Raw genomic sequence first — 14,455 nt, 5'->3', positions numbered from 1 at the left:
TTCATTCAAAATAAATACTGTTCAATCCCGGATAAAATATCAAGATATTGAACAATCCATTCTGTATTTATATTTTGTTGAAGCTAATCTTGATATGGTTTTATGGTCTTAATACTTCCATCGCTTTGATGTTCAATTTCAGTCATTTTAACCGACCTTAAATGTGTCACTCCTTTTGATAAAGAAGAATCGTGGTAGAATAAGTACCATTTTCCTTCTATTTCACAAACGGAATGGTGTGAGGTCCAACCCACAACAGGTTCCAAAATATGTCCGCGATAGGTAAAAGGCCCATACGGTGAATCTCCTGTAGCATAGCAGATAAAGTGGGTATCACCGGTTGAATAGGAAAAATAGTAGGTTTCTTTGTATTTGTGCAACCATGCTGCTTCAAAGAAACGACGTTCGTTATCTCCTGCCAATAGTAAATTGCCATGCTCATCAACAATTGAAATTTCTTTGGGTCTTTCGGCAAACTGCAACATGTCATCGGTCATTTTTGCAACCCAAGGCAATAGTGCCGGTTCATGGTCTGCAGGAATGTGGGCGGTGGGATTTTCGGGCTGATCACCATTGAACGAACCAGTGTGCCACCGTTGCAATTGTCCGCCCCATAAACCTCCAAAGTACATGTAATGGCTTCCGTCTTCATCCTCAAAAACTGCCGGATCTATGGAGAAACTTTCTTTGATAGCTTCTTTTTCCGGAACAAAAGGTCCGGTTGGGTTATCGCTCACGGCAACCCCAATTCGAAATATACCGTCGTATGCTTTGGCCGGAAAGTAGAGATAATATTTTCCATTCTTATGCGCGGCATCAGGGGCCCACATTTGTTTCTCGGCCCAAGGAACATCCTTTACATGAAGGGCCACTCCATGATCTATCGCTTCACTATCTACCGTATCCATGCTGATTACATGGTAATCTTCCATTGCAAAATGGCTTCCCAGATCATCGAACGCCTCGCCAGCATCCACATCATGGGAAGGATAAATGTATATTTTTCCGTTAAAGTAATGTGCAGATGGATCGGCTGTATAAATATGGTTCACCAAGGGTTGTGAAATCGCTTTTTTATTTAATTCATCAAAATCGATATGATCAATACTTTCTTCTGGCATGCTATTTATTTTCTCTTCTTGTAATTAAATCGTTTTCAATTTGTGTTTCCATTTTTTTGTTTATTTCGTAAAGAAACAACAGTGCTATGGCTGTAAAAAATGCAATGGAGGGATATATACTAACGAGCATCCTTGTACCTTCGATTGCACTGTCTGGTTGCACGACGACATCGGTCGCGGCAAATTTTTTGGGTATGTAATTATAAAGGCCCAATATCCATGTGACGAGCGAACTACCTATGGTAAGTCCTAATTTCAATCCAATCATCATAGCAGAAAAAATGATGGCGGTAGCCCTTCTATTGTTTCGCCATTCGGAATAATCGGCTACATCCGCGATCATAGCCCATAAAAGGGGTATGGTAATTCCGTAAAAGAATCCATGTAAGATTTGTGAAAGAAACATTAATTCTACCGATGTAGGGGCGAAGAAATAGAAAATGGCTATAAATAGAGTGGATACAAAAAGTGCTGAACCGAATACATCCCGCTTTCCAAATCTATCTGCCAGGCCCTTGGAAAGTGATATCCCAACAATCATAAAAATAATCCCTCCGGCGTTAAACAAACCAAAACCGGCCGAGGTTGGGTCATCGCCAAAAAAATCAACACCTATACTAGTCAGACCATCCAAAAGCGGACGAATAAATTGAGCCAGGCTTGCGGCATCTACATAGTTTTCAAAATAATATACATAAGAACCACCCTTCATGGCAAGGGTAATAAAAACGAGTGTAGTTAAAACAAGCATGATAATCCAAGGCCTATTCTTAATCAAATCGCCTAAATCCTCCTTCAAACTTGATTTTTGTTCTGGTGTGGGTACAACCCTTTCTTTGGTAGTAAAGAAGGTGATCAAAAGCATAACGGTTCCTATTATAGCTAAATAGGTCATTACGGTCTCAATGCCTTCCGCCTTGTCTCCGTCCCCTGCATACATAATAATGGGAAGCATAAAAACTTGGACGAAAAATTGTGCGAACATAACAGCAACGAACCTATATGAGGAAATACTGTTACGTTCTTTCATACTGCCGGTAATTACACCACTCAATGCAGCATAAGGCAGATTATTGGCGGCGTACAACAATAACAACAGGGTATAGGTAATGGCCGCGTATACTACCTTTCCGGAATAATCAAAATTTGGTGTGCTGAATGCTAAAAGAGCGACTATACCCAATGGAACGGATGTGAACAAGATCCAAGGTCTGAATTTACCCCATTTGCTTCTAGTTCTATCAGCAAGTGCCCCTACAATCGGATTGAAGGCGAAGGCCGATACGATACCTACCACAAATATAATGACCGATGCATCTTCCGTTTCCAATCCATAAATGTCGGTATAGAAATAGGCCAGATAGGTTACTAAGGTTTGGAAAACCAGATTGGCGGAAAGGTCCCCAAGGCTATATCCAATTTTTTCCCTTATGGATAATTGATGTGATTCTTTGGTCATTCTATTTTGATTGGTTGGCTAATGGTTGTTGATCAAATCTTTCTTTTAAGGCCATTATACTGTCATAGGCTGCTTTTGGCCTCAAATCCCTGTCAAAAAGCAAAGGGTAGTTGGTCCTGCCCCTGATTGGAAAGCCATTCAACCAAGATTGACCATCCCCGAGGCCCCAAAAGGTTACCCTGCTTATTTTGTCTCTATGCTTTAAAAAAATGTTGAAAATATCCTTATATCTGTTTGCCAACTGTACTTGAACTGAATCAGGAAGGCCTTTCGTGTAGGGATTCATACGCTCGTTGTTTTCAAAGTTTTGGCTGATTTCTGCGCCTTCCAAATCCCAAGGGTTAGGTAAAACACTTACGTCTAATTCCGTAATGGCAACCTTGACTCCGAGCGCCGAATAATCCAAAATGCTTTGCTCAATTTCTTCCAAGGAAGGGGAGTTCAAGTGCCAGTGGCCCTGCATACCTATGCCATCCACTTTTCCACCTTGCTCTTTAATTTTTTTGACCATGCTAATGGCACCCTGTCTTTTGTCCGGGTTGGTCATATTGTAATCATTATAATAGAGATCTGCGTTTGGATCCACTTCTGCAGTCCATTTAAAGGCTGAAGGTAAATATTCCTCTCCCATTTTTTTCAGGAAAATGGAATTCCTCAGCGTACCATCTTCATTCAGGGCCTCGTTTACGACATCCCAGGAGTCTACCTTTCCCCTAAAATGTTGGGCTAAATCCTTGACATGTTTTTTCGTGGCAGTAGCAAACTCCAAGCTATCCTCGATAGTGCTAAACCATGGGGATAATTGGCTGTGCCAAATTAATGTATGTCCATGGATGAACATATCATACTCTTCCCCTAATGACACGAATTTATCGGCCATCTCAAAGTTAAAGCTGTCACGTTTTGGGTGAATGTTCATAGATTTCATGATATTTTCGGCCGTAATACTATTGAATTCCTTTTTGACAACGTTAAGCGAAAGGCTATCCGTCTGGTCTATTATACGACCATTTATTGCAACACCTACGTAAAAATCTTTGCTAAAAGCGTCCTGCAATGATCTGACCTCTGGAGTGCTTTTTTTTGGAGTTTCCGAGCAACCAAAAATTATGAAGTTGCAAATAATAAGTAATGAGACAGTGATTGGATTAATTTTAAAACGAAGTCTATTAAACTTTACTGGCCAAATAAAAAGGAGTCCATATTTTGTTGTGACTTTCATTGTTATTGTTTTTGGATAAAACTAATGGAAATTGAAATGATGCTATATTACATTTGTAGCCTTATCTCTTACAGATGTTGTATGTATGGTAAATAATTTTTCTTCCAGTATGTTCCTGAAGTATCATTTCTAGGTACTACTTTGTTTTGAGTTCTGTGGGTAAAATGCCAAATTCGGATTTAAAACAACGACTAAAATAAGACGGGGAGGAAAACCCGACCTTGAAGCCAACCTCGGCAATTGACTCACTACCATTTTCAATCATTTTTTTGGCTTTTTCCAATCGCACCTTGCGTATCAACTCATTAGGGGTCAAACCGGTCATGGCCTTTATTTTTCTATACAATTGGCTTCGACTCAGGTGCATGTCGTCTGCCAAGTGCTCTACGTTCAAATCACTCTTTTCAATGTTTTTGTTAAGATGGTCCAATACTTTCTGCATGAAAGATTTGTCCATATCCGTAGTTTTTTCCAAAAGGCTTAACTTATTGGGGTCGTTCAAATTTTTATTGATATAAATTTGACGGTTTTCAATTAACCTTTTTAGATAAGAGTTTAAGAGTCCCATATCAAAGGGTTTCGTCAAATAAACATCTGCACCGGCATTTACACCCCTTATCTTATCGTCTCCCATGGTCTTAGCGGTAAGCATGATAATGGGAATATGGCTTGTGCCAAGATTACTTTTTAGGGCCCGACTAAAATCGACTCCGTCCATTTCAGGCATGACCACATCGGTAATGATTAGATCAGGTGATTTTTTACTGGCTATTTCCAATCCTTGTAGGCCATTGGAAGCTTCTAATATGTTGTATTCCAACGAGAGCTCGTACTTTAAATAGGAGCGTAATTCAGTATTGTCCTCAACAATGAGTAAGGTCTTTTTTAAATCCTCTTCAAGTTCCGGTAAAACTTCAACTTGGATTGAATTTTGTTCAGGCAAAAAACTTTCATTATCTGGTTTTACAAACATTTCATCAGTGTTGAAGTGGTCATTCCCCAATGGAAGAAAAATCCTGAATTTTGTGCCCACCGACTCTTCACTTTCCACTGTTATTTCACCTTTTAGTAAATCAACAAAATTCTTTACCACCTCAAGTCCAATACCTGTACCGCCATAATACTGGCTGTTCATATTTTTTACTTGATAAAATCGGTCAAATATCTTTTTTACCTCTTCTTGATCAATTCCACTACCCGTATCTTCAATATAAATTTCAACAGCGGGTAATGAATGGTTTTTATCGATCAAAGTAAAAACAACGTCGTTGATGCATTGAGTTATGCCTATAGTAATAGTACCATTTTCAGGTGTTACCTTGAAGGCATTGGAAAGTATATTAAAAATCACTTTTTCCAACATCCCCGGATCACTCCAAAGACTTATGGGCATTTTATCCCATTCTACAAGCATGGCGATATTCTTTAGTTTGGCCTCCTCTTTAAAATGGTTCGTGATTTCCCTTACAAACGTATGGGCATCTATTTCAGAAACTTTGATAGAAAATTTTCTCAATTGAAGTTTTCTAAAGTCCATCAACTCATCAATAAGTCTTTTTAGCCGAGTGGCATTTTTATAAACAATGTTGTGTTTTTCATGGACTATCTTGGGAAGTTCATAAGATGAATTTGTCATTATATCGTTCAACGGATTCAAAATGAGTGTCAGAGGAGTTCGGAACTCATGCGAAATGTTCGTGAAGAACTGTATTTTTCGGTCATTGAGTTCCTCTTCTTGAATCCGTTTGGCGCGTTCAAGCTGCACGAGGCGCTTCTCACGAATACGTTCCCTTAGTAGTCGATACAGCCAAGATGAAAACATAATAAGCATAATCAAATAACTGGCAATGGCCATATTGGTTTTCCACCAAGGAGCCAAAATGCTTAGTTGTAAGGTTTTCACCTGATCATTCCATATACCATCATTATTGGCCGCTTTCACCTTGAAAACATATTCCCCGGGAGAAAGATTGGTATAGGTTGCGCTTCTGGTATTGCCTACATAATTCCATGTGTCTTCCAAGCCTTCCAAATAATAGGCATATTGGTTTTTCTCAGGCCTAGTGAAGTTTATGCCCATAAATTCAATGGTAAAAACAGCCTGGCGATGGTTTAAAGTTAATTTACACGTTTCAGAAATTACTTTTTGAAGTGGCGCATCCTTCTTGTGAATATCCACTGATTTGTTGTAAATTTTAAAATCGGTGAAGTAAACTTCCGGTTTTTTCTTGTTTATTGGAATGGCGGTTGGTTCAACAATATTTACGCCTTTGTAATTACCAAAATATAAAGTACCATTGGCATCCTTGTAGGCTGCATTGAAATTGAAATCATTCGTGAGTAGACCATCATAATTATCATAGTTGGTAATATGGTCTCTTTCTTTGTCAAAACATGATAAGCCCTTGTTTCCGGCCATCCATAATCTGCCATCATTTGATTCTATTATGGTTGCTATGGTTTCCTGTTCAAGACCATGTTCTTTGTTGAACCATTTAATGGAATCGTCCTTAATTGTATAACGCCAAATACCGGCCCCATCGGTACCGATCCATACGTTTTGGTTTTTATCCTCGTAAAGTGAGACGATTACATCTATGTTGGTTTTAACGGGGTTTTGCTCATCCGAAGTGGTTTTTAGCGCAACTTTGCTAAAAGCTGAGTTAGAATTTGCAGGTCTTTTGAAAAGTCCACTAGTAGTGGCGACCCAAATCACGTTTTTGTGATCCACCAGTATCTTTCTTATTTCTGCCCGGTTGGTCTTCAAATCGGTAAATAACGTATCGTCCACAAAACCAAAGGATCGTTCTTTGTGGTCGTAAAAATGAAGCCCGTTGGAAAATGTACCGATCCAAATTTTCCCGGTTACATCTTCAGAAAAACTCATGACTCTGTTTGATTTCAGGCCACCATTGGTGTTCTTCATGTGAAAATGCTGGAAAACCTTTTTATTTTTTGGTAAAAAGAAGATGCCCGAATTCCATGTGCCTACCCATAAGTTATCCTGGCTATCCAAAAACAGGGTTTGTACATCATCTGCCCCTAATCCATTAGCGATGGCATTATCGGGTTCCAATAAGTGCACAATTTTTTTGGTAGCCAAATCATAAACATCAATACCACCACCGTCCATGCCTATCCAGAGCCTATTTTTCGCATCCTTGATAATTCCTGTTACGGAGGAGGATTGTAAGGAGTTTTGAACATTCGGAAGGCTCTGTATATCCTTGAATTTATCATAATATCGATCGTAAACCCCGACACCTTTGTTGTAATACCCAATCCAAATACGTTCTTGACGATCTACAAAGAGTGACCAGACCGAATTTGATTTAATACTGTTCAAATCAAATTTATCATGGCGATAGTTCTTGACCAGTTTACCTTCTTTCGATACCACAAATAAACCGTCATTTTCAGTTCCACAGAGTATATTGCCATCAGGTGCTTGTACGATTGTCAATATGCGCTCTGTGGTAATATCATAGACATGGGGCAAGTAAGTATTCGTTGGTGTTATTGCCACTTTCATCAACCCCTTTGAATGGGTACCCATCCAAAGTGAGCCATCAATATCTATTAACAATGATTCCACATTAACTTCTGAACTCGAATTAAAAGCTTTGTCCTCGAATAGGATTTTTCTAACTTCCCCATTATCGTATTCTAAAAGGCCCTTGTTGGATCCAATAAAAATTTTTCCCGAACCGTAACGGACCATACAATTGATCATTATTGGCACGGAAACGTGATTCCCCATTGGTACCGGATTTCCTCTTAAAGTATTTACATCTACTTCAAATAGCCCATTGGCAATGGAACCTATTAATAGTTTATCATCGGCAACTTCAATTATAGCGTTGACCACTACGGTATTTAGTAGTATTCCCTCTTTGTAAAAAGAAACTTGTTTGAAGTTATCAAATTTACTTTGGTAGATATTTAAACCTACCTCTGTACCTACCCATAATTGATTTGCACTATCAATGTATGCCGTATGCACCAAGGAACTGTTCAAGGAATTAGGGTTGTCGAACTCCTGTTTGTAGGGGACTAGATCAATACCGTTGTATTTGTTAAGTCCAACGCCATAGGTACCCATCCAAACAAGGCCTTTTTCATCTTGGACTATGGTAGAAACGGCGCGCTGGGTTATGGGTTCTTCTAAATCTTCAAAAGTATAGGTGCTTTCCTGTGCGGATAATGGCTGAACCAGGCATAAAGCATATAGTATGCCCCTGTTATACCGACCAAATATGTCTCCAATACCCATCATGTTCATATAATAAAGTACTAATATAATTTTTTTACATGGTTTACTTGGGTTAAAATATCATATCATCAATTTCTATATTGAAATAAAGAAGATGTGATAGCATATTTTCCAAAAACTAATTATATTCCTAAAATGATTATGAAAAATAAATGAAGGTGGGATTAACATCATCGAAATTTACATTCATGCTTCAAAATTGATATGACAAGCAACATGACTCCTATTTAACCTAATGCATTTGACCGAAATTTGAGCAATATCATATTAAAAAGTTTGGGATTCTATGGATCGGCTATTCCTAGTCAATCGATTTAATCCTTTCATAAAACATAATGAACGATAAAAAGAATACAAAAACACTATGAAGAGTACCCTAAAAAAAACTACCCTGCTTTGCTTTTTGTTTACTTTGGGTACGGCATTTTCTCAATCCGTAGCCGATTATGATTTGTGGCTTTCTTATTCGGAAATAACGGACCAAAAGTTATCGGACGAATATCGGGCACATACTCGCTCCATTGCCTTTTTGGGTAATTCTGAAACCTTGACCGTAGCCCAAGAGGAACTCCACCTGGGGTTGCGGAATATGTTGGGCGAAGCATCATTTCAAATGGATGCGGACCCCAATAGGGCTACCCTTATTGTCGGTACCAAGGACCAGCTCCATGCAACAATAAAAGATAGGTTGATCCAAGATTTGGAACAAGTAGGAAGGGAAGGCTTTGTTATAAGGACCATGGAACAAAAGGGCAAGAACGTTTTAGTGATTTCGGCAAATACGGATATGGGGATTTTGTACGGGGTTTTCAGGTTGCTTGCATTAATGGGACAACACCAAGAACTTGACAAAATAAGTCTGGTCGATGCTCCCCAAATAGATTTAAGAATGCTCAATCATTGGGATAATTTGGACCGTACCGTAGAACGCGGTTATGCAGGGGCTTCTATTTGGAACTGGCAAAAACTCCCAGAATATATAGACCAACGCTACATTGATTATGCCCGGGCAAATGCCTCGATAGGTATAAATGCAGTGTCATTAACGAATGTCAATGCCAATGCCCTAATTTTAACGACCATGTATTTGGAAAAAGTACAGGCTCTTGCTGAAGTCTTCAGACCATATGGCATCAAAGTGTATCTTACTGCTCGTTTTTCAGCACCTATAGAAATTGGTGGTTTGGATACTGCAGACCCGTTAAATCAAAATGTACAACAATGGTGGAATAAAAAAGCGACTGAAATTTATGCGCTCATTCCCGATTTTGGAGGATTTCTGGTTAAGGCCAATTCTGAAGGACAACCAGGGCCACAGAACTACGACCGAAACCATGTAGACGGTGCCAATATGATGGCAAAAGCTTTGAAGCCGTATGACGGCAATGTAATTTGGCGGGCCTTTGTGTATTCTGAACATGATGCCGATGACCGTGCCAAGCAGGCCTATTCCGAATTTATTCCGTATGACGGGCAATTCATGGACAATGTTTTGGTGCAAACCAAGAACGGAGCCATTGATTTTCAGCCAAGGGAGCCTTTCCATCCCATGTTCGGGGCCATGCCCAAAACATCACAAATCATCGAATTCCAGATTACCCAAGAATATTTGGGGTTCAGTACCCATTTAGTGTTTTTACCAAAACTTTTTGAGGAAGTACTGGATTCCGATACGTATAGAAAGGGCGAAGGTTCTACGGTTGCGAAGGCCATGGATGGTTCTCTGTATGACAAGAAAATGACCGGTATGGTGGGTGTAGCCAATATCGGGTCGGACCTGAACTGGACCGGACACCCCTTTGCACAAGCCAATTGGTACGGATTTGGACGTTTGGCCTGGAACCCCTATTTAGATGCTGAAACCATTGCAGATGAATGGTTGCGTCTGACTTATTCCAACGAGGACGCCTTCGTCAATCCGATGAAACAACTTCTGATCGATTCTCGGGAAGCTGTTGTCAACTATATGAATCCCCTTGGCCTGCACCATATTTTTGATACAAACCATCATTATGGCCCTGGGCCATGGGTCAGTGAATTAGGACGACCTGAATGGAACCCCACCTATTATCACAATGCCGATGAAAATGGAATTGGTTTTGACCGTACCATCGAAGGCAGCAACGCTGTAGCACAATATGCCGAACCACTACAATCGCGATGGAACAAACCAAAAACAACCCCTGAAAAATATTTGTTGTGGTTCCACCATCTACCATGGGATTATGTCTTAGAGAATGGAGATACACTTTGGGATGGTATCGCCCTGAAATACCAAGAAGGTGTGGACCAAGTGGGGAAAATGATTTCCACCTGGGAAAAAATGAAACCCTATGTATCCAAAGAGCGACACAGCGAGGTCCAGATGCTGCTCAATATTCAATTAAAGGAAGCGAATTGGTGGCGGGATGCGTGTTTACTTTATTTTCAGACCTTTTCCAATAGAGATTTACCGGACGGAGTTGAAAAACCAACACAGAGCCTTGACTATTTTAAATCCTTGAAGTTTCCTTTTGCACCAGGTATTAGGCCACAGTGGGATTGATTTTTTGGATTAGAGTTAGGTAGCTGTAATTTGCAATTTCAAAATGAAGGATAACAAAAATAAATCGGAAATTTTCTTAAAATTATGCGGTGTTCAATTAAAGAAGAAAAGTAAAGTATTTTCAACAGTGAATTTAAACAAACCCGATAATTATTCAATCTCAGATTTGCACTTACAAGGTAACCTGTTACTTTTCAAAGTAGAGTGTATTTTGAATATGGGTCAATTAAATATTAAATCTAAATATAGCAAGGATCTTCCCTTTATAAAACTTATGTTCAAGCCTAAATTTTTTCTCATTTCCCCAAGTAAGCTAATTTTGATTATAATCTTTATTATAACTGTAGGTTGCCAACAAAAAGAAACAAATATTTCGCATCATACAACATGGTCCCATTATGGAGGAAGCCCCGACCAATCCAAATTCTTTGAGTCGCCGGGTATTACAAAGGCCAATGTAGGTGAAATGGAACTGCTGTGGAGCTATCCTTCTGGGGATGACCGATTTTATTTTTTTAGTCCCATTATTGTGGACAGTACCATGTATGTGCTGGGAAAAAACAGCTCCCTAATCGCTATACATGCCAAAACGGGTGAAGAACTCTGGATACACACAGACCTTTCCGGTATTACCCGTAGGGGTATCAATTACTATGAAAGCAAGGATAAAAAGGATAAAAGATTATTGTTTACCTTGAACAATTCCATACAGGCCATAGATGCCGAAACAGGAAAATCCATTTTGGATTTTGGCGATAATGGCTATGTAGATCTTCGAGAAGGCCTAGACCGTGAACCAACATCGATCACCCGAATACAACCCATGATGCCGGGGGTAATCTATGATAATCTCTTGATTTTGGGATCCGCACCGGGGGAAGGCTATTTTTCCCCACCAGGTCATATCAGGGCCTATAACGTGGTTACAGGCAAATTGGAATGGACTTTTCATACCATTCCGCATCCCGGGGAATACGGTTACGAAACATGGCCTAAGGATGCTTATAAATATGTGGGCGGGGCCAATGTATGGAGTGAGATTTCGGTAGATTCCGAACGCGGGATTGCCTATTTGCCCATCGGTTCACCCACCTATGATTATTATGGTGCAGATCGCTTAGGCAGTAATCTTTTTGCCAACTCCTTGGTCGCCGTAGATGCCAGAACAGGGGAAAGAATTTGGCACTACCAAACGGTACATCATGACCTCTGGGATTATGATCTTTCACCTGCGCCTCAATTATTGACTGTAGATAAAGACGGTAAAAAAGTGGACGCCGTGGCCATAGCCACCAAACACGGTTTTGTTTTCGTATTCGACCGAGAGACCGGGGAGCCCTTATTTCCTATTGAGGAAAAACCCTTCCCAAAGAGCGAAATGCCCGGGGAGGAGTCTTGGCCCACCCAACCCATTACCTCACTTCCAAGTTTTACCAGACATGAAGTGACCAAAGAAAATTTGAATCCTTATTTCTCGGATAGCCTACGTCAAGATTGGTTACAACGCTTGGATTCTGCCAAATCTGGATTGTACGTACCACCTTCGGATAAATATGAGACCATTATGATGCCTGGCGCATTAGGTGGTGCCAATTATGGCAACACCGCGGCAGACCCTCGCAATGGTATTATGTACATTCAAACCCAAGAATACGCATCTACATATCGATTGAACAAGGTTGAATCACCAAAAAATGAACTCACAGACAACGATGTGGATAAGGTAAAATCGCTCTATGGTTCTTCATGTATTGCCTGCCACGGTCCAAATATGGAGGGTGGGGCAGGCCCTTCTCTTAAAAATATTGGTCACCATATGTTCTACCAGGAATTTAGAAATACGGTGATAAATGGAAAAGGAGTAATGCCCGGTTTGGTGCATGTGGACGAAGCCTCTTTAAAAGCCCTGTTCCAATTCCTAGGGGGTGATCCTGAGCGAAGAAGTTTTAGAAGAGGCAATCAACAGGCAGAACCTGTGGATGGCCCTGTTGTAGCTTCGGGAGGGGTAGCAATACCTCCAGATGCTCAACGCGGTGCGCCCATGCAAGATTACCCTGAGGATGTTGACCATCCAGAAAATAGATACACTACTGATTATGGTTTAGATTGGCCTGGTCTAATCGACCCACCTTGGTCTTCAATTTTAGCCTATGACCTTAATAATGGAACTATTAAATGGCGTCGCCCAATAGGAGTAGATTCGCTTTACGTGCAAGGTGATGAGAGCAAAGGAGCGCCGAACGGTACCCAACGAAAGGGTATGGTCATTACCTCTACGGGAATCGTATTTGCAACGGCAAAAGGAGGCAAAGTGTATGCTTTTGACAACGAGGATGGAAGTGTACTTTGGGAAACGACCTTGAGTAATGAGACCAATGCCCAGCCTAGCATGTTTACTTTGGATGGAAAGGAATATTTGGTAATTAATGCCACCTCTAATTTTAGAAGGGATAGTTATGACCATTCAAAAAAGCCGGGAGCAATTGCCAAGGGATATGTGGTATACGGGATACCGGATAAGAAATAGAAACCTGGATAAAAAAACATGCGTTGGCATGTTGAGTAATATATAAATCATTGATTATGAAAACAGTACTTAGTTTAGTGTTCTGCATCATGGGCAGTTTTTGCATGGCCCAAAACTTAAATGAAAGGGTGGTTCGCAATGATCCGTCTACCTATCGTGAATTGAGCGCAGTACATGCCGGTGCCGGCAAAATGGGATTTACACAGTTGATCGGTCGGAATGACCTGGCAACAAACTTTTTGTATTTACATTCGGGTGTCATTCAGCCTAAATCGGGCATTGGACATCATTTTCACCATACCATTGAAGAAATGTATGTTATTCTGGATGGTGAAGCCGAATTCACTATTAATGGAAAAACTTCTAAAATTAAAGGTCCAGCGCTGGTTCCTTGTAAGCTAGGGGATTCGCATGGAATTTATAACACCTCCGGAAAGCCTTTAAAATGGCTCAATTTTGCGGTAAGCGAGGTTAAGGCACAGGGTGACGCTTTTGACTTGGCCGATGATCTTGTCGGGTCCAAGACAGATGAAATCCCAACGTTCGTCGCTTCTCGTTTGGTAAAGGATGAACTTAAGCCAGATGACAACGGTTTTAGGAGAGAAGTGAACAAAATTTACAAGGGTGAAGGCGTGCTTTATAGACGGGTGTTAGGACCGGAAGTATTCCGAACGGATTGGCACCATGTGGACCATTTGGTTGTTCCTTCTGGCAGTAAAACTGAAAAGCGTCGATTAGAAGGCGTAGAAGAAGTATATTATGTAATGAACGGAAGTGGATCGGTAACCGTAGGTTCCAAGACGGTCAACATTGGAAAAGACGATTCCTTTTACGCCGGTTTGGGAGAGGAAATTTCTTGGTCGAGTACAGGTGCTGATGACCTCGAAATATTGGTCATCGGTATTGCGGCATCAAAGGATGACGGACTGGCCATTGCTAGGCCGTTGGAAAAACCAAAGGCCATGGTTTTGCAAATGGATTTTGTGGTGAACAAGGAAAACGCGGCCGCTTTTGAAAAAATGTATTATTCGATCTATGTGCCCGCTATGGTAGTGCAAGACGGATATCTTAGCTCAAAATTACTTCGTCTATTTTCGGATGATTTGGCCAAGGAAATACAAGCGGAGCCAACGACATATAACTATCAAATTCAGATATCCTTCGATACCGAGGAAAACCGAAGAAAATGGGTGGCAAGTGACCAACATCAGATTGCATGGCCCGCTGCTTCCGGACTTGCTAAGGAATTTAAATGGCGTGGGTATGACGTTATGGGCGACGACGTCCAGGATTAACAATTCCGATCAA

7 protein-coding genes are annotated in these 14,455 nt (G+C 40.6%); 3 read left to right on the top strand and 4 right to left on the bottom strand.

The window, feature by feature from the left end:
- Positions 1-83 precede the first annotated feature (83 nt).
- The 4 genes from PP182_RS02045 to PP182_RS02030 form a co-directional block, all read right to left on the bottom strand.
- Positions 84-1,121, bottom strand: a complete 1,038-nt coding sequence (locus PP182_RS02045; protein ID WP_272649663.1) for a glycoside hydrolase family 43 protein — start codon at positions 1,119-1,121, stop codon at positions 84-86.
- A 1-nt stretch (position 1,122) separates the two neighbouring features.
- On the bottom strand, positions 1,123-2,580 hold the full coding sequence (locus PP182_RS02040; RefSeq protein ID WP_272649662.1) for an MFS transporter: 1,458 nt from the start codon (positions 2,578-2,580) through the stop codon (positions 1,123-1,125).
- 1 nt (position 2,581) lies between these two features.
- Positions 2,582-3,802 (bottom strand): endo-1,4-beta-xylanase, encoded by a 1,221-nt coding sequence (locus PP182_RS02035; protein WP_272649661.1) that lies wholly within the window; start codon positions 3,800-3,802, stop codon positions 2,582-2,584.
- A 136-nt stretch (positions 3,803-3,938) separates the two neighbouring features.
- A complete protein-coding gene (locus PP182_RS02030) occupies positions 3,939-8,078 on the bottom strand; it encodes a two-component regulator propeller domain-containing protein (RefSeq protein WP_272649660.1) in 4,140 nt (1,379 codons plus the stop codon).
- Positions 8,079-8,439: 361 nt separating this feature from the next.
- Here PP182_RS02030 and PP182_RS02025 point away from each other — a divergent pair, with 361 nt between their 5' ends.
- From PP182_RS02025 to PP182_RS02015, 3 genes are all read left to right on the top strand, one after another.
- Entirely contained in the window at positions 8,440-10,620 is a 2,181-nt protein-coding gene (locus PP182_RS02025; RefSeq protein WP_272649659.1) for an alpha-glucuronidase family glycosyl hydrolase, read from the top strand.
- A gap of 319 nt (positions 10,621-10,939) precedes the next feature.
- Entirely contained in the window at positions 10,940-13,147 is a 2,208-nt protein-coding gene (locus PP182_RS02020; RefSeq protein ID WP_272649658.1) for an outer membrane protein assembly factor BamB family protein, read from the top strand.
- Positions 13,148-13,203: 56 nt separating this feature from the next.
- Positions 13,204-14,442, top strand: a complete 1,239-nt coding sequence (locus PP182_RS02015; RefSeq protein ID WP_272649657.1) for a cupin domain-containing protein — start codon at positions 13,204-13,206, stop codon at positions 14,440-14,442.
- Positions 14,443-14,455 lie beyond the last annotated feature (13 nt).

Origin of the sequence: Maribacter sp. PR1, from assembly GCF_028464145.1 — a bacterium.
Lineage (GTDB): Bacteria > Bacteroidota > Bacteroidia > Flavobacteriales > Flavobacteriaceae > Maribacter.
This window is presented reverse-complemented; position numbering and strand designations above follow the sequence as displayed.

Excerpts from the sequence above, each read along its gene's own strand:
- PP182_RS02030 (WP_272649660.1), bottom strand. The coding sequence starts at position 8,078 with ATGATGGGTATTGGAGACATATTTGGTCGGTATAACAGGGGCATACTA.
- PP182_RS02025 (WP_272649659.1), top strand. The coding sequence starts at position 8,440 with ATGAAGAGTACCCTAAAAAAAACTACCCTGCTTTGCTTTTTGTTTACT.
- PP182_RS02040 (WP_272649662.1), bottom strand. The coding sequence starts at position 2,580 with ATGACCAAAGAATCACATCAATTATCCATAAGGGAAAAAATTGGATAT.
- PP182_RS02015 (WP_272649657.1), top strand. The coding sequence starts at position 13,204 with ATGAAAACAGTACTTAGTTTAGTGTTCTGCATCATGGGCAGTTTTTGC.
- PP182_RS02035 (WP_272649661.1), bottom strand. The coding sequence starts at position 3,802 with ATGAAAGTCACAACAAAATATGGACTCCTTTTTATTTGGCCAGTAAAG.
- PP182_RS02045 (WP_272649663.1), bottom strand. The coding sequence starts at position 1,121 with ATGCCAGAAGAAAGTATTGATCATATCGATTTTGATGAATTAAATAAA.